23 protein-coding genes are annotated in these 22,621 nt (G+C 40.6%); 12 read left to right on the top strand and 11 right to left on the bottom strand.

Features of this window, described 5'->3' with window-relative positions; translation table 11 throughout:
* Positions 1-172 precede the first annotated feature (172 nt).
* Together FQT24_RS08525 and rnjA are read left to right on the top strand one after the other, a co-directional pair.
* Positions 173-406 carry a DNA-dependent RNA polymerase subunit epsilon gene (locus tag FQT24_RS08525; RefSeq protein ID WP_000639573.1) on the top strand — a complete coding sequence of 78 codons (234 nt, stop codon included), beginning with the start codon at positions 173-175 and terminating at the stop codon, positions 404-406.
* A 1-nt stretch (position 407) separates the two neighbouring features.
* Positions 408-2,087: a ribonuclease J1 gene (gene rnjA / locus FQT24_RS08520; protein WP_143952736.1), complete on the top strand. Its 1,680-nt coding sequence runs from the start codon at positions 408-410 to the stop codon at positions 2,085-2,087.
* 36 nt (positions 2,088-2,123) lie between these two features.
* Here the strand turns inward: rnjA and mnmG are convergent, their stop codons facing one another.
* The 4 genes from mnmG to mnmA all read right to left on the bottom strand — a co-directional run bounded on the left by mnmG (position 2,124) and on the right by mnmA (position 6,225).
* Positions 2,124-4,037, bottom strand: coding sequence for a tRNA uridine-5-carboxymethylaminomethyl(34) synthesis enzyme MnmG (gene mnmG / locus FQT24_RS08515; RefSeq protein ID WP_143952735.1), 1,914 nt, complete (start codon positions 4,035-4,037; stop codon positions 2,124-2,126).
* Positions 4,038-4,045: 8 nt separating this feature from the next.
* Positions 4,046-4,501, bottom strand: coding sequence for an NUDIX hydrolase (locus FQT24_RS08510; protein ID WP_185952563.1), 456 nt, complete (start codon positions 4,499-4,501; stop codon positions 4,046-4,048).
* A gap of 149 nt (positions 4,502-4,650) precedes the next feature.
* Positions 4,651-5,082 carry an SseB family protein gene (locus FQT24_RS08505; protein WP_143952733.1) on the bottom strand — a complete coding sequence of 144 codons (432 nt, stop codon included), beginning with the start codon at positions 5,080-5,082 and terminating at the stop codon, positions 4,651-4,653.
* A gap of 21 nt (positions 5,083-5,103) precedes the next feature.
* Complete coding sequence (gene mnmA, locus FQT24_RS08500; protein WP_020899981.1) at positions 5,104-6,225, bottom strand: tRNA 2-thiouridine(34) synthase MnmA; 1,122 nt, start codon at positions 6,223-6,225, stop codon at positions 5,104-5,106.
* Between the two features lie 460 nt (positions 6,226-6,685).
* Here mnmA and FQT24_RS08495 point away from each other — a divergent pair, with 460 nt between their 5' ends.
* Positions 6,686-7,558: a hypothetical protein gene (locus FQT24_RS08495; RefSeq protein ID WP_143952732.1), complete on the top strand. Its 873-nt coding sequence runs from the start codon at positions 6,686-6,688 to the stop codon at positions 7,556-7,558.
* Positions 7,559-7,742: 184 nt separating this feature from the next.
* Here the strand turns inward: FQT24_RS08495 and FQT24_RS08490 are convergent, their stop codons facing one another.
* From FQT24_RS08490 to FQT24_RS08475, 4 genes are all read right to left on the bottom strand, one after another.
* Positions 7,743-8,330: a hypothetical protein gene (locus tag FQT24_RS08490; RefSeq protein ID WP_143952731.1), complete on the bottom strand. Its 588-nt coding sequence runs from the start codon at positions 8,328-8,330 to the stop codon at positions 7,743-7,745.
* 401 nt (positions 8,331-8,731) lie between these two features.
* Positions 8,732-9,379: an ATP-binding cassette domain-containing protein gene (locus tag FQT24_RS08485; protein WP_143952730.1), complete on the bottom strand. Its 648-nt coding sequence runs from the start codon at positions 9,377-9,379 to the stop codon at positions 8,732-8,734.
* A gap of 13 nt (positions 9,380-9,392) precedes the next feature.
* Positions 9,393-10,199, bottom strand: a complete 807-nt coding sequence (locus FQT24_RS08480; RefSeq protein ID WP_143952729.1) for a hypothetical protein — start codon at positions 10,197-10,199, stop codon at positions 9,393-9,395.
* The gene (locus tag FQT24_RS08475) at positions 10,186-10,977 is read right to left on the bottom strand and encodes a hypothetical protein (protein WP_143952728.1); all 792 of its coding nucleotides are present in this window, start codon (positions 10,975-10,977) and stop codon (positions 10,186-10,188) included. The genes FQT24_RS08480 and FQT24_RS08475 overlap by 14 nt, the downstream gene beginning before the upstream one ends.
* A gap of 253 nt (positions 10,978-11,230) precedes the next feature.
* Between FQT24_RS08475 and FQT24_RS08470 the strand changes: the two genes are divergently transcribed.
* Entirely contained in the window at positions 11,231-12,094 is an 864-nt protein-coding gene (locus FQT24_RS08470) for a helix-turn-helix domain-containing protein (RefSeq protein ID WP_143952727.1), read from the top strand.
* A gap of 51 nt (positions 12,095-12,145) precedes the next feature.
* Here FQT24_RS08470 and apf read toward each other — a convergent pair whose 3' ends face one another.
* Entirely contained in the window at positions 12,146-12,796 is a 651-nt protein-coding gene (apf, locus tag FQT24_RS08465; RefSeq protein ID WP_143952726.1) for an aggregation-promoting factor, read from the bottom strand.
* Positions 12,797-13,035: 239 nt separating this feature from the next.
* Between apf and sdaAB the strand changes: the two genes are divergently transcribed.
* Genes sdaAB through FQT24_RS08450 form a run of 3 tightly spaced genes read left to right on the top strand, consistent with a single transcriptional unit; the run spans position 13,036 to position 15,242 of the window.
* The gene (gene sdaAB / locus FQT24_RS08460; RefSeq protein WP_000838909.1) at positions 13,036-13,707 is read left to right on the top strand and encodes an L-serine ammonia-lyase, iron-sulfur-dependent subunit beta; all 672 of its coding nucleotides are present in this window, start codon (positions 13,036-13,038) and stop codon (positions 13,705-13,707) included.
* 8 nt (positions 13,708-13,715) lie between these two features.
* Positions 13,716-14,588 carry an L-serine ammonia-lyase, iron-sulfur-dependent, subunit alpha gene (gene sdaAA / locus FQT24_RS08455; RefSeq protein WP_000500041.1) on the top strand — a complete coding sequence of 291 codons (873 nt, stop codon included), beginning with the start codon at positions 13,716-13,718 and terminating at the stop codon, positions 14,586-14,588.
* 21 nt (positions 14,589-14,609) lie between these two features.
* A complete protein-coding gene (locus FQT24_RS08450; RefSeq protein ID WP_000200878.1) occupies positions 14,610-15,242 on the top strand; it encodes an HAD-IA family hydrolase in 633 nt (210 codons plus the stop codon).
* 216 nt (positions 15,243-15,458) lie between these two features.
* On the opposite strand, the gene FQT24_RS08445 is transcribed toward FQT24_RS08450, so the two are convergent.
* Entirely contained in the window at positions 15,459-17,309 is a 1,851-nt protein-coding gene (locus FQT24_RS08445; protein ID WP_143952725.1) for a polysaccharide biosynthesis protein, read from the bottom strand.
* 85 nt (positions 17,310-17,394) lie between these two features.
* Positions 17,395-18,225, bottom strand: coding sequence for a glycosyltransferase (locus FQT24_RS08440; RefSeq protein ID WP_143952724.1), 831 nt, complete (start codon positions 18,223-18,225; stop codon positions 17,395-17,397).
* Between the two features lie 154 nt (positions 18,226-18,379).
* On the opposite strand from FQT24_RS08440, the gene FQT24_RS08435 reads away from it, so the two are divergent.
* The 5 genes from FQT24_RS08435 to FQT24_RS08415 all read left to right on the top strand — a co-directional run bounded on the left by FQT24_RS08435 (position 18,380) and on the right by FQT24_RS08415 (position 22,621).
* Positions 18,380-19,546, top strand: coding sequence for a CynX/NimT family MFS transporter (locus tag FQT24_RS08435; protein WP_143952723.1), 1,167 nt, complete (start codon positions 18,380-18,382; stop codon positions 19,544-19,546).
* Positions 19,547-19,684: 138 nt separating this feature from the next.
* On the top strand, positions 19,685-20,011 hold the full coding sequence (locus FQT24_RS08430; RefSeq protein WP_000273858.1) for a PadR family transcriptional regulator: 327 nt from the start codon (positions 19,685-19,687) through the stop codon (positions 20,009-20,011).
* Entirely contained in the window at positions 19,998-20,591 is a 594-nt protein-coding gene (locus FQT24_RS08425; RefSeq protein ID WP_000198700.1) for a DUF1700 domain-containing protein, read from the top strand. Before FQT24_RS08430 ends, FQT24_RS08425 begins: the two co-directional genes overlap by 14 nt.
* Positions 20,584-21,495 carry a DUF4097 domain-containing protein gene (locus FQT24_RS08420; protein ID WP_143952722.1) on the top strand — a complete coding sequence of 304 codons (912 nt, stop codon included), beginning with the start codon at positions 20,584-20,586 and terminating at the stop codon, positions 21,493-21,495. Before FQT24_RS08425 ends, FQT24_RS08420 begins: the two co-directional genes overlap by 8 nt.
* 61 nt (positions 21,496-21,556) lie before the next feature.
* Positions 21,557-22,621, top strand: coding sequence for a DUF6574 domain-containing protein (locus FQT24_RS08415; protein ID WP_143952721.1), 1,065 nt, complete (start codon positions 21,557-21,559; stop codon positions 22,619-22,621).

Genomic DNA, 22,621 nt, shown 5'->3' with positions numbered 1-22,621 from the left:
ATAAATCGTCCCATGACTTTCTCGTTTCCGTCTTTTACTAATTTTTCATTTTATGTTATAATTGAAATAATTGTAACGAATCAAGGTCAATCTAGACACAAAATGGAATGAAATCAAGCAAATATCTGCTAAAAGTTTGGAATAAGCTGACCTGTAAATAGAAAGGAACTATATGATTTACAAAGTTTTTTATCAAGAAACAAAAGAACGTAGCCCACGTCGTGAAACAACACGCGCACTTTACCTAGACATCGATGCCAGCTCAGAACTTGAGGGCCGTATCGCTGCTCGCCAACTTGTCGAAGAAAATCGCCCAGAGTACAATATCGAGTATATCGAACTCTTGTCTGACAAATTGCTAGATTACGAAAAAGAAACTGGCGCCTTCGAAATTACGGAGTTATAATATGGCCTATACTCTTAAACCTGAAGAAGTCGGCGTTTTTGCCATCGGTGGTCTGGGAGAAATCGGGAAAAACACATACGGGATTGAATACCAAGATGAGATTATCATCGTCGATGCTGGGATTAAATTCCCAGAAGATGACTTGCTTGGTATCGACTATGTCATTCCTGACTACTCTTACATCGTAGACAATATCGACCGCGTCAAGGCTGTTTTGATTACACACGGACACGAGGACCACATTGGTGGGATTCCTTTCCTGCTCAAGCAAGCAAATGTCCCTATCTATGCTGGACCGCTTGCCTTGGCTTTGATCCGTGGGAAACTCGAAGAACACGGTCTCTTGCGCAACGCCAAACTTTACGAAATCAACCACAACACTGAGTTGACCTTTAAAAATCTCAAGGCAACTTTCTTTAGAACGACTCACTCGATTCCAGAGCCTTTGGGGATTGTCATTCATACTCCTCAAGGGAAAATTGTCTGTACGGGTGACTTCAAGTTTGACTTAACACCAGTTGGTGAACCAGCAGATTTGCACCGTATGGCAGCTCTTGGTGAAGACGGTGTACTCTGTCTCCTGTCTGACTCGACAAATGCAGAAATTCCAACCTTTACCAACTCTGAAAAAGTCGTTGGTCAGTCCATCATGAAGATTATCCAAGGCATTGAAGGACGTATCATCTTTGCATCCTTTGCCTCAAATATCTTCCGTCTCCAGCAAGCAACAGAAGCCGCTGTTAAGACTGGACGTAAGATTGCAGTCTTTGGTCGTTCGATGGAAAAGGCCATTGTCAACGGAATTGAGCTTGGTTACATAAAAGCTCCTAAGGGAACCTTTATCGAGCCAAATGAAATCAAAGACTACCCTGCAGGAGAAATTCTGATCCTCTGTACAGGTAGTCAAGGCGAGCCTATGGCAGCCCTCTCTCGTATCGCCAACGGAACCCACCGTCAGGTACAACTCCAACCAGGTGATACCGTTATCTTCTCTTCAAGTCCAATCCCTGGAAATACGACTAGCGTCAACAAGCTGATCAACATCATTTCAGAAGCTGGTGTCGAAGTTATCCACGGTAAGGTTAACAATATCCATACATCTGGACACGGTGGCCAGCAAGAGCAAAAACTCATGCTCCGCTTGATTAAGCCAAAATACTTCATGCCTGTCCACGGTGAATACCGCATGCAAAAAGTCCATGCTGGACTTGCGGTGGATACTGGTGTTGAGAAGGACAATATCTTTATCATGAGCAATGGTGATGTGCTTGCCCTTACTGCTGACTCAGCTCGTATCGCAGGCCATTTCAACGCCCAAGATATCTATGTCGATGGAAATCGTATCGGTGAAATCGGTGCTGCTGTCCTAAAAGATCGTCGTGATCTATCTGAAGACGGTGTCGTTCTGGCAGTCGCAACTGTTGACTTCAAATCGCAGATGATTCTATCTGGTCCAGACATCCTCAGTCGAGGCTTTGTCTACATGAGAGAGTCTGGCGACTTGATTCGCCAAAGCCAGCGCATTCTCTTCAATGCAATTCGTATCGCACTAAAAAACAAGGATGCTAGCGTACAATCTGTCAATGGTGCCATTGTCAACGCTATTCGCCCCTTCCTTTATGAAAATACAGAACGTGAACCGATTATCATCCCGATGATCCTCACACCAGATGAAGAATAAAGCAAGAAAACAGCCCCGAAGACGGAGCTGTTTTTTCTATGCTTTCTTTTCTTGATTTTTAGAAATACTACGATTTTTACCTTCAAGATACACCATCAAAATAGAAATGTCTGCTGGATTTACTCCCGAAATACGGCTGGCTTGGCCGATGGTTTCTGGATTGATAAGTTTGAACTTCTGACGGGCTTCCGTCGCGATAGAATCAATATCATCCCAATCAATATTGGCTGGAATGCGTTTTTCTTCCATGCGTTTCATCTTAGCTACTTGATCCATGGCTTTGGAAATATAGCCTTCGTATTTGATTTCTGTTTCAATCAATTCGATAATCTTGTCATCCAAGTCCTCTGCAGCTGGTCCGATGAAAGCCACCACATCTTGATAAGAAACTTCTGGACGACGAAGGAATTCCTTGGCTGTCACTGCATCGGTCAACGGCTTGAAGCCCATCTCCTCAACCTTGGCATTGGTTTCCTTTACTGGCTTGAGTTTGATGCTGTCTAGACGTTTCATCTCATTTTCAAATTGATTTTTCTTGATTTCAAAGCGAGCCCAGCGTTCATCATCCACAAGCCCAATCTCACGTCCCATCTCTGTTAAACGCATATCGGCATTGTCATGACGGAGAATGAGACGGTATTCGGCACGACTGGTCAATAGACGGTAGGGTTCAATGGTTCCCTTGGTCACCAAGTCATCAATCATCACGCCGATATAACCGTCACTGCGCTTCAAAATCAACTCAGGCTTGCCTTGGACTTTCAGAGCCGCATTGATACCAGCGATAATCCCTTGGCCAGCAGCTTCTTCGTAACCTGACGTTCCATTTGTCTGACCAGCAGTAAAGAGTCCTGAGATTTTCTTGGTTTCCAAAGTCGCACGCAACTGGTGTGGCAAGACCATGTCGTACTCAATGGCATAACCTGTTCGCATCATCTCTGCATTTTCCAGACCTTTGATAGAATGAACCAAGTCACGCTGTACATCCTCTGGCAGACTGGTTGATAGACCTTGAACATAAACTTCCTCTGTATTGCGCCCTTCTGGCTCAAGGAAAAGTTGGTGGCGTTCCTTGTCCGCAAAGCGCACAATCTTGTCTTCAATTGACGGACAGTAACGAGGTCCCACTCCCTTGACCACACCTGTAAACATAGGCGCACGGTGGAGGTTGTTTTGGATAATCTCATGACTGGTACCATTGGTGTAGGTCAACCAGCATGGCACTTGATCCTTGACATAGTCCTCATCACGTGAAGTATAAGAGAAGTGATTTGGCGCTTCATCTCCTGGCTGAATCTCTGTCACATCGTAGTTGATAGAAGAAGCCTTGACACGTGGAGGCGTTCCTGTCTTGAAACGACCGATTTCGAGTCCCAATTCCTTGAGGTTATCAGCTAGGTTAATCGAAGCTAGACTGTGGTTAGGACCTGATGAGTACTTGAGATCTCCGATGATGATTTCCCCACGGAGTGCAGTCCCTGTCGTCACGATAACAGCCTTAGCAGCATACTCTTGATGGGTCGCTGTACGAACACCGACCACCTCACCATCTTCCACCAAAATCTCATCAATCATGGTTTGACGAAGGGTCAGATTTTCTTGATTTTCAACTGTCTTGCGCATCTCCTTAGAGTAGAGTTCCTTGTCAGCCTGCGCACGAAGGGCACGGACAGCTGGACCCTTCCCAGTGTTGAGCATCTTCATCTGGATGTAAGTCTTGTCAATGGTTTTAGCCATCTCGCCACCAAGTGCATCCACTTCACGCACGACAATCCCCTTGGCAGAACCACCGATCGAAGGGTTACAAGGCATGAAAGCCAGCATTTCGATGTTGATAGTCGCAAGCAAAACCTTACAGCCCATACGGCTGGCTGCTAGAGATGCTTCTACCCCCGCGTGCCCCGCACCGATTACAATAATATCGTATTCTTCCGTAAAATTATAAGTCATTTTCTCTCCTATTCCTCAAGATGAATGTGTCTTAGTTGGCCGTCCCAATCTGGTAGAGCTGTTTTCAAAAAGGCTGGAACTAGCTGGAACTCCTCAAGTTTATCCAAGTCAATCCACTCACAAGGCTGCATTTTTTCGTCTTCCTGCATGGTCAATGGAGCTTCTTCAAGCAAATCCACCAGGTAATGAAACTCAATGTTGTGATAGGAAACACCGTCTTGTTCAAAACGATTTTCAACCACGAAAGCTAGCTGCCCAGCTTGAGCTCGGACACCTAGTTCTTCCTTCACTTCACGGACTACCGCGTCTTCCGTGCTTTCATTGACTTGAATCGCACCGCCGATAGTGTAATACTTGCCCTTGTCTTTAGTAACTAGGAGCTTGCCATTTTGGAGAATCAAGGCTGCCGCCCGAACACCAAAGACCGTGTCTCCCACTGTTGTCCGAAAGTCTTGTTGAGTCATTTTTGTCCTTTCCCTTAAACGACACAAAAACAGTCAAAACTCCAAAGAAGTGCAGGACAAAAAAGCCTGCAACATCCATGAGCTTTGACCATCATTTCTATTGCTTTTATTATTGTAGCAAATTGAGAAAATTTGTCAATCTAAATGTACTATAATTGGTGAATCGCTTCAAAAGCTCCTTTGTCAATCTCGACTGGGTCAGAGAAGGCATCCAGAACAATCCCTCTCACCGGAAACTCCCCTATCTCTTCCGCAACAGATAAACAGTCCGTAAGAGGTAATTGCAACCAGGAAAAACGGTCATAATAGTCCCTAGGAATATCTTGTTCAGTTAAGAAACAAGGATAGAAGTAGTCGTCTCCCTTTCGCAGAATATCCGGTTTTAGTCGTACCCCTTCTTGTTCATCACTCTCATCCAGAAGATTCGGATTGAAGGGGACCCAGACTTTAGCTTGTTTCAATTCCTTGAACAAGGCTTCAATTGACTCTGTCATTTTCTCTCTCAAATACTCTTTCTTATAGTCAGAGAGATTCATTGTTTGCTCTTTTTTAGCCGTTTTTTTCTTAAAAAACTGAAACATTCTCTTTCCTCTTAGAAAATCTTAAATGTACTGACAAACTTGTCCATCGCGGTAGGCATTGTCAATCAAACCGCCACCGAGACACTCATCGCCATCGTAAAAGACAACTGCCTGTCCTGGTGTGATGGCGCGTTGCGGTTCCGCAAAGATGACCTCTGCCTTATCTCCTTTGACATGTACTGTCACCTTAGAATCAGGCTGACGGTAGCGGAATTTAGCCGTACATTCTAGCGTAAATTCCTCTGGCATCTCACGAGTAAAATGAACTTGACTGGCTTCTAGACTGGTTGACATGAGCGAATCATGATAGAAACCTTGGCCGACATAGAGGATGTTCTTGCTTAGGTCTTTTCCAACAACGAACCAAGGAGCATTGTCTCCGCCGTGTTGCCCACCGATACCGAGTCCGCCACGCTGACCAATCGTATAGTACATAAGGCCGGCATGCTCGCCCATATCGCGACCATCCACAGTCATCATGCGCCCAGGCTGAGCTGGCAGGTAGTTGCTGAGGAAGTTTTTAAAGTTCTTTTCTCCGATAAAGCAAATCCCTGTCGAGTCTTTCTTCTTAGCAGTCGCAAGGCCTGCTTCTTCTGCGAGTCTGCGAACTTCAGGCTTTTCCAAATGTCCCAAGGGGAACATGGTTTTTTGCAGTTGTTCTTGCGAAAGTTGACTGAGGAAATAGGTCTGGTCCTTGCCATTGTCCACGCCGCGAAGCATGTGAACTGTCCCGTCCTCATCACGCGCCACTCGGGCATAGTGCCCAGTCGCTACATAGTCTGCCCCCAAGGTCATGGCATAGTCCAAAAAGGCCTTGAACTTGATTTCCTTGTTGCACATAACATCTGGATTTGGCGTGCGCCCTGCACGGTATTCCGCTAGGAAATACTCAAAAACGCGGTCCCAATACTCTTTTTCAAAATTGACAGAGTAGTAAGGAATGCCGATCTGATCTGCCACCGCAGCCACATCCTTGTAATCTTCGGTCGCCGTACAGACGCCGTTTTCATCTGTGTCATCCCAGTTCTTCATGAAGATACCGATCACATCGTAGCCCTGCTCCTTGAGCAAGAGAGCCGTCACCGACGAATCAACACCACCACTCATCCCCACAACAACACGTGTTTTAGAGTTATCACTCATGGTAAGTCTCCCATCTATTCGTTTATTTATACCCCTCAAAATTCTATTTACTATGACTTTCAATAGAATTTCTTCGAGTATAGTCTTTTCGTTTGCTTTTAGGACTAGGCAACGAGTCGCAGGCATAACTTGAGTTAGGCAAGACGAGTTAACGACGTAATAAAAGATAAACGAAATGACTAGTTCACGATTGAAGGTCGTGTGTGCTTAACGATTGAAGGTCGCTTGAGCAGTATTCATTATAACATGCTTGGTTAGAGAAGACAAGAAAGAGGATGATAATCTACAAGCCTCTCTGTAAATACATATATAATTGTTTAAAAAGAAGGTAATTTATAGCTTAATCCCTCTACTGCTTATTATATTATTTATAAAATAAACTAAAAATGATATACTGTAATGAGGAGGAATACGTACATGATCCCTTAAAGATACTACCATCCATGTACGTAGAACGATTGTGAAAAACTACAAAGATATTCTAAAATCAAAAAACACCATTTTTACTATTATCATTGTCGCAAGTCTTGGACTTTTAATAGGTTTAGTCATTCATCAAGAAAACATCTTAACAGAAAGAGGCAATATTGCTTTCTTCAAACGGCAAAAAAATGAAAAAGATGTCGAACAAGTAAAAAAAGCCATCAAAGATTTTAATATCGATTCTGAAACAATTATAGAGGATTGGAAAAAAATTCAAGAATTGAAGCCAAACACTGACGAAGGCAAGCAAACATTAGCAGACTTTCTTACTACTACGTCCGATAAAATCACCAATCATTATAGCGAAAAAGCTTTAAAAATGGATATAAAGGAATCCGATAGTCAGTTTGAAGATAAACAAAAACTTGAAACAGCCATCACTTCCTTACAAAAAATACTAGAAATCATTAAAAGTGTCAACTCCACAAGCGAACAAGCCACTATTGATGAAAAAATAAAACCCATCCAAGAACTAATTTCTAAATTCCAAAAGCAAGTTGAAGTCTTGACCAAAAAAGAAGGACAAAAGACTGACAAAAAAGAAACAGGAACGACTAGTAGCGAGAGGGAAAGAGAAACCTATTCTTCAGAAGGAGGGAGCTACACTCCAACCTATACTGAGTCAAATGGGAGCAGATACAGTTCACAGGCGCCTACAAGCGAACAACCTTCATCTGATAGTGCTGGCAGCAGCGGAAATGATGTGGCAAGTACACAAAATCAAGCAGCTAATACTTCAGAAGCTCAAGCAGAAACTAATACCAATAGTAACAATGCTGAAGTTCCCACAATAAACAGTGATGATCTCGCTAGTTTAGGTGGCGGAGTTACATCATTCGGTCAGCAGTAAGCAATCGGCTATCACTAATTTAATTGTCTTTTATCGAACAAAGTATATAAAAGGCTAACAAAATCTAACTTCTAAATAAAACCACACTGTCATTCCAATCTTGAACACAATCAAGTTGAAAGGAACACTGTGTGGTTTTTGAATGTTTGAACGTTCAGAGATTCGTTTTTTGAGTCATTGTCTATTAGAATGTCCTTTTATCTGTCAATAATCCTAAAAAATCTTGTCTCTTTAAGTCTGAGAAGTGTTTGGTAGAAAGGCTTCCTTTTTGAAGTCCATCATCTCTAACCTGTAAATAATAGCTATGTTGGCTTGTTTTAATCGTCAAAAAGTCTCCAAATACAAAGGCTCTTTTCCAGTTGCGAATCTCAAATTCTTTCATCTCTGATTTTGGAATGCGGATAAGTCCTTGCCGCAAATCGTGACGGTGCTCACTTGTGAAAGTCATCCCATTTCCAAGATTTCTTATCAGCAGTTCATCTGGAGTTACCATCACCAGCGCTATTTTAGTTAAGAAAATTTCAACTGTTGGTGGTAAAATCGCCAAGTTAAACCAAGGATGTAGGTAGCGATAAGCTAAGAAATAATGAGGCTCCTCACCCAATCCTAGTTGTTTATATAAGGCCTTGACCTCACTATCTAACCTCGCTTCAAAAGACACATCCGAATGCTCTTCTTCCTTCCTCTGATTAACATAACGCACCCAGACTAGGAAGCCTATAAAGACTATGATAAATATTCCTGATAAGAGATATTTTAAATTGTAGTTCATCACTTAACCTCCTGATTCACTACTCTACCTAAAGCAGAGGCCTATCTATTTTGAAAATAGTTCCATAACAACTTTAAATAAGATGGGTGTCATTAAAACTAGGATAATTCCTATCACAAATATCATGACTACTCGAGAAAGTTCCTTATTTTTAAACATTTTTCCACCCCTTTTCTAGCTACATCATAGTACTGTTAAGCCCATTTTAAAATTACACCAAGCTTTTCCACAAGCTTATTTTAATTTTAGTTTTATTTTCTACTTTTCATATTACTATGATACAATATTTTTAATAGGATTTTATTATTTGTTAACTTTTTTCACGAAAAGGAGTCAATCATGCGTTATGATTTTGGAAAGTATATTGAAAGACCTATAATAAAGTTAGCCAGCTACCATTACTAAAAGTTAGATGTCTTAACTAATTTACCGTTTTTCAATTCAAGAACAATATCAGATAATACTTCAATATCCTCTTTATTGTGAGATGTGACCAACATAGTAATATGATTCTTTCGAGCATAACTCTTAATTATTTTTCTAAGTTCTTCTACACCTTCATAGTCCATACTATTAAATGGTTCATCTAGGAGTAAAATCTTAGGATTTTCCATCAATGCTTGGGCAATCCCTAATCTTTGTAACATGCCTAATGAATAATTTTTTACTTTTACATCTTTATCCTGATATAAACCTACCTTATTCAATACTTCCTCAATCTCTTTCTTAGTAATTTTATTTTTGATTGCAGCTAATTGCTCTAAATTCTCTAATGCAGTTAGACTAGGCAAAAATCCCGGATGTTCAATAAGTAACCCTACATCAAGTGGCATAGAACCATTTCCCCCAACAATTACACTCCCAACTGTAATCTTACCAATAGTAGGTTTCATTAATCCTGAAAGCATTTTAAATAATACACTTTTACCGCATCCATTGGTTCCTACAATTCCATATATTTTACCTGATTCAAAAACATAACTAACATCATCTATAACACACTTTTTCCCAAATATTTTTGAAAGATGATCTACTTTTATACAATCCATACGTTTCAACTCCTTACTCATTTTGATACTGCTTACTTCCTTTAGGTAATGTAACATCTTTATTTTCAAATATTTTAAAATTTAATAGAAGCAACATTGCATCAACAAATACCAATATCCCACATCTACCAATGAAATTTATGCCGTAACCATACACTGAACCAGAAATGGAAAACAATGAAAATGCTCTCAGATGTTCTCCTAAAAAGCCCAATGTTGAACCCGCCATTATAATCAAAATGCCCGTATAGATAACAAATACTAACGATTGTGATATTCTAAACTGTGTTAAAAGTGCATGGAGCAGGGAAAAGAAATATAGCAATAATCCTTGTAAAATTATTATCTTTCCTATCTCATAAATTACTATATTCGTTTCAAAATTTCCAAATAAATACGTTTCTGAAAATTTTTTTGTGGCTGTTGAAATGCCAATGCCAAAGTTAGAATCTCCTATTCCTACTATAGTGGAAAATATACAAATACTAACCACATAATAAATCACACTTTTCAAAATTTTAAAATGCTTATTTCTATAAAAATCATTTCTACTTGAATACCTACTTAGTACAAAAAATATATTTTGTTCAACTGGGCTTTGTAGCATCATTATGAAAGCTAATAAAAACGGAAATGTGAAATATCCAGTATAGGAATCATTAAACATGATAAGAATCAGCTCACCAAAATGAAAATTCCCAAATTTATATTTCAATACTATCAGCTGACTAAAATTTGCTAATATAGCAAAAGCAACTAATAAATATATAAAACCTATATAAAAATCTTCTTTATTTTTTAATTCTTTAAATTTCTTCATCAGTTTCTATATCCCTTTTAAATTTTTTATACGATATCCAATATGATATTACTACTATAAGGATTAAGTATACAAAAACAAATATTACGCTTATTCCTTTTACTCTTGAAACATCAAAAATTGACATTGGTTCAATTTTAGTAAGACCTAAAAACATCGCAAACAATGATCCTATTGTCGTTAAAATAAATGGGGATAACCATGCAACAAATTTGCTCTTAATAAAATATGACATCGCCAATCCAACACTACTATATGCAACGCCAACAAAGGAACAATGTAAAATGATTATTATTACATAAAATAACGGAGATGTCCTCACTGCTGATTCATAAATAGAAACTTTTGTTATTGCATAATAAGCATCCATATTTATACTTCTATTAAAAAATAAAATTGACATTATCAAGAATAATAACATTCCAAAAATAAATGTTGTAAATGATATGAATCCATTGATTATAAAAATAGAATTAAAATACTGTTTATATCCCATCCTTGATACAATATATTTCATTGTTCCACTTTTTCTATTTTCGATATGCTGTGACGCAAAAGGAATTGTTGCAATAAGAGGTGCCAAAACTATTAACAACGACCTATCACCATTATAACCTTGTAAAAATGCCACAATATAATCGTGATTAAAAAAATACTCCATCCCCTCTTCAATAAATGCACTTACAGAAAATATCATAGAAGTTAAAATAATTAATATTGCTAAAAAGAATTGCTTATTTTTCATCCCTTTTAAAAAAATATTGACCTTGTAATCCATACTTCTCTCCTATAAAACAAATGGGATGAGCGAACATTCTCACCCCCAAATATACAAATCTATATTCTAGCTCTTAATACTCATCAGGACTCCATAACCGCTGGTTTGAACTTTAACATATGTTGCGAACCCTGTCTATCTACCCAATCTAAGATTAGATCCTTCTGCATCTTTACTTTTTATATTACTATGATACAATATTTTTAATAGGATTTTATTCTTTGTTAACTTTTTTCACTAAAAGGAGAAAATCATGCGTTATGATTTTGGAAAGGTCTATAAAGAAATACGTGAGTCAAAAGGATTGACCCAAGAAGAGGTCTGTGGAAATGTTCTCTCAAGAACTAGCCTATCAAAGATTGAAAGTGGCAAGGTAACTCCCAAATATGAAAACATGGAATTTCTTCTCCGACAGATTAATATGAGTTTTGAAGAGTTTGACTACATCTGCCATCTCTATCAGCCGAGCCAACGGACAGAAATCATGCAAACTTATCTCAATATGAATTCCATCATTGGTGGCAGTGGTCTAGTTCATTTTTTTGAAACATGCCAAAACTATCTCAAGACCCATCACGACCTGCCTATAGAAGAAATCAGGGATATGCTGGAAATTGTCATTCATATCCGCCAACATGGTACAGAGCAACTGTCAGACCAAGTGAAACAGACTATCCAAAAGCTGTGGGAAAAAATTGAAAAACAAGATACATGGTATGAAAGTGACCTAAAAATCCTCAATACCATTCTTTTCAGCTTTCCAATTGAACACCTCCATCTCATCACTGGAAAAATCTTGCAACGCTTAGAAGTCTATAAAAACTATCAACATTTATATGACTTGCGAATGGCAATCCTACTCAACCTTTCCACCATTTACTTATACCATCAAGACAAAAACATGTGTCAACAAATCTGCTATACTTTACTAGAGGATGCCAAGAACAAGAAAAGCTACGATATGCTTGCTATCTGCTATGTCCGTATTGGGATTTGTAGGGATGATGCTAAACTTATCCAAAAAGGGTTCTCCCTTCTAGAGCTGACCGATGAAACTTCCATTCTAGCCTTTCTCAAAAAAGAAGTGGAGATCTATTATCAACCGAAAGAAATATAAAAAAGTCGAGGGATTTCCTCGACTTTTTCAAATTATTCTGTTCGTTATTTCTTAATACCAGCCGTTGTTAAGCCAGAAGTTTTTAGCGGCTGACCATGAACCGTAACGTCCTGCAACGTAGGCATCTGCTACACGTTCTTGGTTTTCAGCTGAGTAGTCACCGTTCAAGTATGAATCTGTCAATTGGTAACGTCCGATGTATTGTCCGTTTGTAGCTGTGTAGCTACCACCTGATTCTTTTTGAGCGATCCATTCTTTAGCTTCTGCTTCAGATCCGCTTACAGTTGTAGCTGGTGCTGAAGCTTCTGTTGAAGCAACCGTTTCTTCTGCTGCAGGTGCGCTTGCCACTGGAGCTGCTTCTTCTGCTACTTCTGTAGTTTCTGCTACTGGAGCTGAAACAGTTTCATCTTGAGCTGCTGGTGCTGCATAAGTAGTTTGCGCTGGTGTTGTAGCTGGTGCTACAGGGCCATCGATAACCAACTCTTGACCAACATAAATCAGATGGATGTTGTCAATGTGGTTGTTTTCTGCCAATCTCTCAACAGTAGTGTTGTGAGTTTCAGCGATTTCTGAAAGTGTATCACCTTCTTTAACAGTGTAAGTTGATGATTCTTGAGCAGATACAAATGATGGAGCAAATACTGCAAACAAGGCAGCTACTCCTGCAAGAGTTGTTTTAATCTTTTTAGTTGTTGATTTCATATTTGAAAATTCTCCTTCTTTCTATAGTTCTATCATACCCTTTAAATATTACCGTTTCTTGACACTTTTATGTAGAAATATTACAAAATTATTTTTTATTTCCTTAAACAAGCTATTTTTTGTTACAAAAGATGCTTTTTTATGCTATTTGTAGTGTAAAAAGGTTTTCATCCACAATTAAAGCCAAGACCTTCATTCTTTGATATAATAGAGATAAGAATTTTTATAAGGGGAAACTGATGAAATCACTTCGTTTTCAATCTGTCTTTGATATCATCGGACCAGTTATGATTGGCCCATCTAGTAGCCATACAGCTGGTGCTGTTCGTATTGGGAAGATTGTCTCTTCCATTTTTGATGATACTCCGACAGAAGTCGAATTCCAACTATTTAACTCATTTGCCAAGACCTATCGTGGTCACGGAACAGACCTAGCCCTTGTTGCAGGTATTTTGGGCATGGATACAGATGATCCTGAAATCCCAAACAGCCTGGAAATTGCCCACAAGCGTGGCATCAAGATTGTCTGGACCATTCAGAAAGACAGCAATGCTCCTCATCCAAACACCACTAAAATTACCGTTAAAAATGCCCATAAAACTATCAGTGTGACTGGTATTTCTATCGGTGGAGGAAATATTCAGGTCACCGAACTCAATGGCTTTGCCGTCTCTCTCAATATGAATACACCGACTATCATCATTGTTCATCAAGATATTCCAGGTATGATTGCCCTCGTAACGGAGGCACTTTCTCGCTATGATATCAATATCGCCCAGATGAATGTCACTCGTGAAAAAGCTGGTGAAAAAGCCATTATGATTATCGAAGTTGACAGTCGCAACTGTGATGAGGCCATCGAAGAAATTCGAAAAATCCCTCATCTCCACAATGTCAATTTCTTTAAATAGGAGGAAGCATGTTTTATTCTATCAAAGAATTGGTCGAGCAAGCAGATCTGGACTTTCAAGGAAATGTCGCAGAACTCATGATTACAACAGAGTTTGAATTGACCGGTCGCGAACGTGAAGAAGTCTTCCTTCTCATGGAACGCAATCTAGAAGTCATGAAAGCCTCTGTCCAACTTGGCCTCAATGAAAATAAATCTCGTAGTGGCCTGACAGGTGGAGATGCTGCCAAATTGGATCACTACATTAAAAACGGAAAAACTCTGTCAGATTACACGATTCTCTCTGCTGCCCGAAATGCCATTGCAGTCAATGAACACAATGCTAAAATGGGCTTGGTTTGTGCCACTCCGACCGCAGGAAGTGCTGGCTGTCTGCCTTCCGTTCTCACTGCTGCTATTGAAAAATTAGACCTCAGCCACGAGCAACAGCTGGATTTCCTCTTTGCTGCCGGTGCCTTTGGACTAGTCATCGCAAACAATGCCTCTATCTCAGGTGCTGAAGGTGGCTGTCAGGCCGAGGTTGGTTCGGCCTCTGCTATGAGTGCTGCAGCCTTGACTCTGGCTGCAGGTGGGACACCCTACCAAGCCAGTCAAGCTATTGCCTTTGTCATTAAAAATATGCTAGGCCTCATCTGTGACCCTGTTGCGGGCTTGGTCGAAGTTCCCTGCGTCAAGCGCAATGCTATGGGAGCTAGCTTTGCCTTCATCGCAGCAGACATGGCCTTGGCAGGTATCGAATCTAAAATTCCTGTGGATGAAGTTATCGATGCCATGTACCAAGTAGGAGCAAGCATGCCAACTGCCTTTCGTGAAACAGCTGAAGGTGGACTCGCTGCCACACCAACTGGTCGTCGTCTCCAAAAAGAAATTTTCGGAGAATAAGCTTATCAAATAGGAGAAACCATGACCTCTATCACAGCTATCTTTTTCGATCTGGATGGAACCCTCGTTGACAGTTCTATCGGGATTCACAATGCCTTTACCCATACCTTTAAGGAGTTGGGGGTACCTAGCCCTGATGCCAAAACTATTCGTGGTTTTATGGGACCGCCCCTCGAAAGTAGTTTTGCGACCTGCCTTCCCAAAGACCAAATTTCTGAGGCTGTCCAGATATACCGTTCTTACTATAAGGAGAAAGGCATCCATGAAGCTCAACTCTTTCCTCAGATTGTAGACTTGCTTGAGAAGTTATCGAGCAATTACCCTCTTTATATCACCACTACAAAGAATACTCCAACCGCTCAAGACATGACTAAAAACTTGGAAATCTATCATTTCTTTGATAGCATTTATGGTTCCAGCCCTAAAGCACCCCATAAGGCAGATGTCATTCGCCAAGCCTTGCAGGCACATCAACTAGCACCGGAACAAGCCATCATCATCGGAGATACCAAGTTTGATATGATGGGAGCTCAAGAAACAGGCATTCAGAAATTGGCCGTCACTTGGGGATTTGGAGAGCAAGCAGACTTGCTAAACTATCATCCTGATTTTATCGCTCACAAACCCATAGAAGTTTTGGAGTATTTTCAATAATATAACGGAGACTGGGCAAATACTCAATTTCATACTCTTCGAACCACGTTAGTTTTCTCTGTAACCTCAACGCTGTGCTTTGAGTAACCTTCGGCTAGCCTCCTAGTTTGCTCTTTGATTTTTATTGAGTATCAGAATAAAATGAAGCAAGTTTACACATAACAAAACGCATATTACCAAGGTTTTTCAAGACCTGATAATATGCGTTTTTCTTTTTTATTCAACGTGGGTTGTTTGATTGGCAAAGGCGATAATGGCTTGCTTCAACTCATCTCCACTAAGAGTGCGGAACTCTTCAATCTTTTGATTGATGGCTTCTAGAGGCATGACATTAACCTTACCAACGAAAATCTTATCCATAACTTGGTTATCAACAAGTTCGGTTGATACCAAGAGTTCTTCGTAAAGTTTTTCGCCTGGGCGGATTCCAACTTCAACGATTGGAATTTCGCTTTCGGTGTGGCCACTTAGAAGGACCATTTTCTTGGCCAAGTCATAAATCTTGACTGGTTTACCCATATCAAGGATAAAGACTTCCCCATCCTTGGCATAAGCACCAGCGTGAATAACCAAACGGCTAGCTTCTGGAATAGTCATAAAGTAACGGGTCATGCGGAAATCTGTCACCGTTACAGGACCGCCTTCAGCAATCTGACGTTCAAAGACTGGAATGACACTACCACGGCTACCAAGAACATTTCCAAAACGAACTGCACAGTAGGTCGATTGGCTACGTTGGTTAAAGCCAGTGACAATCAACTCAGCCACGCGCTTGGTTGCTCCCATAACATTTGGTGGATTAACCGCCTTATCTGTCGAAATCATAACCATCTTAGGTACTTTGGCTTCATCAACAGCCTTAGCAACGTTGTAAGTTCCACGGATATTGTTTTTAAAGGCTTCTTTTGGATTGCGCTCCATCATAGGAACGTGCTTATGGGCAGCCGCATGATAAACAATAGCTGGCTTGTACTGCTCAAAGACTTGCAAGAGACGGTCATAGTCTTGAATATCGGCAATAACTGGTACATAATCAATCCCTTGGAACTTACGAATCAGTTCATGATAAACAAGGTAGATTGAGTTTTCCCCATGACCGAGCAAGACGATGCGTTCAGGATTGAAACGGCTAACTTGTCGACAGATTTCAGAACCGATTGAACCACCAGCACCTGTAACCAAGATTGTCTTACCTGTCAGTTCTGCGCCCAGACGCGATTCATCAAGACGAATTTCCTGACGTCCCAAAAGGTCCGTAATATCAATTTTTTGGAAGCCAGTACCTGCTTGGTGAAGTCCCTGAACAACGGTTTCAACCTTAGGCATCTTGTAACATTTGACACCCAGCTTATTACACATCTGCAAGATACGTTCATATTCTGACGGGTCAAGCGACGGAATCGCAACGATAACACGCTCAATTTGATGGCGTTTGGCTAATTCAGGCAATTCATCATATGAACCCAAAACAGGAATCCCACCAAGTTTTTGTCCCTTTTTCTTCGCATCCTTATCCAAAATACCAACAAGTTCTAATTCACTAGTTGGATGTTGGTAACTATCCATAAAGAGAGCTCCACCATCACCGGCACCAATCAAGAAGGTCCGACGGTGTTCTCCATCACCACTTCCCTTTTTGCGTTTAGAGTAGATTAACTGCCAAGTAATCCGTGGCAATAAAATCAAGAAAGTACTCAACAAGATAAAGAGTACGATAAAACGGATGGAGAAGAGGGGCAAGAAGGCATAGCAGATACTATATGACAAGATACTGCTAGCAGTCACACCAAAAAAGATTTTCATGAAATCCGTAATCTTGCTGTAACGACTGATACTAGCGTTCAATCCCCAAAATCCAATCATTAATTGATAGAACAGGAAGGCCAAACTCGTATAGATAATGTAGTCAACAGGTGCTGGATTAATCAATCCGTAGAATAAAATATAAGATACAATGATGGAAACCACCATACTCAAAATATCAAATATTCCCCAGAAAACCTGTTTTTGTTGTTTATTTAAAATTTCCACCAGATCAATCACATAATCTGTGAGTTTTTTATTCATAGAAATTTACTCCTCCTTAAAAGAGCCAAATATTTATATTATTATTATAACACTTTTTCTCTAGTTTATGATTTGCTACAATCTTTTACTTGCTTTTTCGTAACAGTTTCATAAAAATAAACTGTCGGACAAATCCGGGACAAAGGGCAACAATCATCTGAATGGCAACACTCTTGGCATACTCCATGTAAGAAATTTGCCCTCTCTTCAGCATGCGCTGACGAGCCTGGCGATAGAGTTTAAGGTAACGCAGTCCCCCACGACGCTCAAACATCCCTGCTCCAACACGAACCTTACACAAGATTTGATCGAGATTTCCAGTCTTGGCTCCTGCAGCAATCATATTGAGCCAGAGGAGGTCATCCTCCATATAAAGGCCATCCTCATAGTTGCCTGCCTTGAGAACCATGTCCTTCTTGAACATGACAGTCATGTGGTTAAAGGCACTTCTCATCCTTTGGTAAGCTACAATATCTGCATGCTGGGTTGGAACACGACGGTAAGAAACGATCTCATCAGGATTGTCAATAAACTCTGCAATATGTCCACCTAATAGGTCGAGCTTGTCCTTCTCCATTAGCTGAACCTGTTTCTCAAAACGGTCTGGAACAGCTATATCATCCGTATCCATACGAGCGATGATATCATACTGACACTGCAAAACACCCTGTCGAAGAGCCAGACCCAAACCTTGATTCTGCTCAAGAGGATAGCGTTTCACTGGAATATCAGACTCAGTTTCAAGCTGGTCTAATACCTGATAGAGCTCAGGAGTCAAAGGCCCATCCTCAACCAGAACCAATTCGCTCGGTTTCAGGGTCTGATTTTGAACACTCTCAATAGCATCCTTTAAAAATGTCGGATTTTCCTTAATATAGACCGACATCAATACGCTGATTTTTTGCTTTTCAGACACAGTTTTTCTCCAATGTATAGATTTCCTTCCACTATTTTATCATAATTTTCAAGACTTTCCCATTTTTATCTTGAAAGCCCAAAACCTTACTTGACATTATAGGGAAAAAGCCTTAAAATAAGCTGTTATTAAAATCAGATAGAAGAGGTATTATATGAAAAAGCAATCACTCTTTTTTGTTCCAGGTATTATCCTGATTGGTGTTTCCTTGCGGACTCCTTTTACTGTTTTACCCATTATTTTGGGAGATATTTCGCAAGGACTGGGAGTCGAAGTTAGTTCACTTGGTGTCTTGACCAGCCTTCCTCTCCTCATGTTTACCCTCTTCTCGCTCTTTTCTACCCGACTAGCTCAGAAAATTGGCTTGGAGCATCTCTTCACCTATAGCCTCTTCTTCTTGACTATCGGTTCTCTGATTCGACTAATCAATCTGCCTCTGCTCTATCTAGGAACCTTGATGGTTGGGGCAAGTATCGCAGTCATCAATGTGCTGCTTCCTAGTCTAATCCAAGCTAATCAACCAAAGAAGATTGGTTTTCTGACAACCTTATATGTGACTTCTATGGGGATTGCAACGGCTCTGGCTTCCTATCTGGCTGTGCCTATTACACAAGCCAGTTCTTGGAAAGGCCTTATCATCCTCCTCACCCTGCTCTGTCTAGCAACTTTTTTGGTCTGGCTGCCTAATCACCGCTATAATCACAGACTGGCTCCGCAAACCAAACAAAAAAGCAAAACAAAGGTCATGCATAATAAACAGGTCTGGGCAGTGATTGTCTTTGCAGGTTTTCAATCCTTGCTCTTTTACACCGCTATGACCTGGCTACCTACCATGGCTATCCATGCAGGCCTATCCAGTCACGAAGCAGGCTTGCTGACCTCTATCTTCTCTCTGATTAGCATTCCTTTTTCAATGACCATCCCAAGCCTGACAACCAGCTTGTCTACTCGCAACCGTCAGCTCATGCTCACTCTGGTTTCACTAGCTGGTGTGATCGGTATTTCCATGCTCTTTTTCCCTGTTAGTAATTTCTTTTACTGGCTTGCCATCCATCTCCTCATCGGAACCGCAACCAGCGCCCTCTTCCCTTATCTCATGGTCAACTTTTCACTCAAGACAAGCGCCCCTGAAAAGACAGCTCAATTGTCCGGCCTATCTCAAACAGGAGGCTATATCTTAGCAGCCTTCGGGCCAACCCTCTTTGGTTACAGTTTTGACCTTTTCCACTCTTGGGTGCCAGCTGTAGCTGCTCTCTTACTCGTCGATATCATCATGACTGTGGCCCTCTTTACAGTGGACAGAGCTGATAAAATCCTCTAAACTTCTAGTTTTTCCTAGAAGTTTTTTATATATAAAATTTTTACACATATTTCTTGACAGGGCTTTCTTTTAGATGTACAATGTATGTGTAGAAAAATTATATATAAAAATCTTACACATTAGAAAAGGAGGTTCCCCATGTACTTTCCAACATCCTCTGCCTTGATTGAATTTCTCATCTTGGCCGTACTGGAGCAGGATGATTCTTATGGTTATGAGATTAGCCAGACCATTAAGCTTATCGCTAACATCAAAGAATCTACGCTCTATCCCATTCTCAAAAAATTGGAAGGCAATAGCTTTCTGACAACCTATTCTAGAGAGTTCCAAGGTCGCATGCGCAAATACTACTCCTTGACAAATGGTGGTATAGAACAGCTCGTGACCCTGAAAGATGAATGGGCACTCTATACAGACACCATTAATGGCATCATAGAAGGGAGTATCCGCCATGACAAGAACTGAATACCTGACTCAGCTAGAACTCTATCTCAAAAAACTGCCTCAGGCTGACCAAATTGAAGCCATGGACTATTTCAGGGAACTCTTTGACGATGCTGGAGTCGAGGGAGAAGAAGAACTCATCGCTAGCTTGGGAACTCCCAAAGAAGCGGCCCACGAAGTTCTCTCCAATCTTCTCGATAAAAAAATCAATGAAGCACCCGCTCAAAAGAATAACCGACAAATTTTGCATATCGCCTTGTTAGCTCTCCTTGCAGCCCCCATCGGTATTCCTCTGGGAATCGCCATCCTCGTGTCCCTGTTCGCAATCCTTGTGGCAGCCTTGACTGTCATCTTGGCTTTCTTTGCGGTTTCCATACTTGGTATCATCGGCGGATTCCTATTTTTAGTTGAAAGTTTCACTGTCTTAGCCCAAGCTAAATCAGCCTTTATCTTGATTTTTGGTTCTGGTTTACTGGCTATCGGTGCTTCTTCACTAGTCTTACTAGGTATTTCCTATGTAGCCCGTTTCTTCGGCCTACTCATTGTTCGCCTGGTGCAATTTGTTCTTAAAAAAGGAAAGAGAGGTGACCAGCATGCGTAAATGGACAAGAGGATTTCTCATTTTTGGTGTGGTGACTACTGTTATCGGCTTTATCCTGCTCTTTGTAGGCATCCAATCTGACGGGATCAAGAGCCTACTTGCCATGTCCAAGGAACCTGTCTATGATAGTCGGATGGAAGAGCTGACCTTTGGTAAGGAAGTCGAAAACCTAGAGATCACTCTCCACCAACACGCGCTCACCATCACAGACTCTTTGGATGATCAAATCCACATTTCTTACCATCCATCTCTTTCTGCTCACCATGATCTTATCACGAATCAGAACGATAAAACGCTGAGCCTCACTGATAAGAAACTGTCTGAAACTCCATTTCTCTCTTCTGGAATCGGCGGGATTCTCCATATCGCAAGCAGCTACTCTAGTCGTTTTGATGAAGTTATTCTCCAATTGCCAAAAGGAAGAAGCCTAAAAGGAATCAACATCTCAGCCAATCGCAGACAAACCACCATCATAAATGCTAGCCTTGAAAATGCGACCCTCAATACAAACAGCTATATCCTCCGAATTGAAGGAAGTCGTATCAAAAACAGTAAACTCACAACCCCTAATATCGTTAATATCTTTGATACAGACCTTACAGATAGTCAACTAGAGTCAACAGAGAAGCACTTCCACGCTGAAAATATCCAAGTCCATGGTAAGGTTGAACTGACTGCCAAAAAGTATCTCAGAATCATCCTAGACCAGAAAGAAAGCCAACGAATTAACTGGGACATCTCAAGTAACTATGGTTCTATCTTCCAATTCACAAGAGAAGAGCCTAAATCAAGAGGTACGGAATTAAGCAACCCTTACAAAACTGAAAAAACCGAAGCCAAGGATCAACTCATTGCTAGAGCTGATAATGATATTGAGCTAATATCCATACCAAACAGACGTTGACAAAAGCGCTTACATTTGCTACTATGGAAGCATATTTATCTAACTAAAAAGGAGGTTCCTCATGAAACAAGAATGGTTTGAAAGTAATGATTTTGTAAAAACAACAAGCAAGAACAAGCCTGATGAACAACCCAAAGATGTTGTAGACCAGGCTGAAGAAACGATAGCCGATGTCGATACGCCAATTGAAAAAAATACTCAAGTAGAGGAGGAAGTCTCTCAAGCTGAAATCGAACTGGAAAGCCAGCAAGAAGAGAAAATTGAAACGCCTGAAGACAGTAAAGCGAAAACAGAAACAGAAGAAAAGAAAGCATCCAATTCTACTGAAAAAGAGCCAGACCTTTCTAAAGAAACAGAAAAAGTCACTATAGCTGAAGAGAGTCAAGAAGCACTTCCTCAGCAAAAACCAACCACGAAAGAGCCCCTTCTTATCAGTCAATCCTTAGAAAGTCCCTATATCCCCGACCAAGCACCAAAATCTACGGATAAATGGAAAGAGCAAGTACTTGATTTTTGGTCTTGGCTAGTGGAAGCAATCAAATCTCCTACGAGCAATCTTGAAACAAGTAGCACACACAGTTACACAGCCTTTCTCTTGCTCATTCTATTTTCTGCGTCTTCCTTTTTCTTTAGTATCTACCACATCAAACATGCTTACTATGGACATATAGCAACTATGCATAATCACTTCCCTGAACAATTTGCATCATTAAATCTCTTTTCGATTATCTCTATCCTAGTAGCAACAACACTCTTCTTCTTTTCATTCCTCTTGGGTAGTTTCGTCGTGAGACGATTTATCCACCAGGAAAAAGACTGGACACTAGAAAAGGTTCTCCAACAGTATAGTCAACTCTTGGCAATTCCAATCTTCCTCACTGCTATTGCTAGTTTCTTTGCCTTCTTTGACAGCCTACGATTTACAGCCCTCTTGTGTGTGATTAGCATTGGAATCATTCTGCTTGCTAGCCTCCATATCATTACGAGACCTAGTCAATCAAGTGAAACCGACTCCTTCTATCAGTTATTCTTGTCTGTCCTTGTGAACGGAGTCATTATCCTCCTCTTCTTTGTAGCCGAAGTCGCACTGATTGGAGATTATCTCCGTATCTTGGCCTTTCTTTAA

The sequence above is a fragment of the Streptococcus mitis genome, assembly GCF_901542415.1.
GTDB classification, from domain to species: Bacteria; Bacillota; Bacilli; order Lactobacillales; family Streptococcaceae; genus Streptococcus; species Streptococcus mitis_BL.
Note: the sequence above shows the minus strand (reverse complement) of the source record. Positions and strands in the feature narration are given on the sequence as shown.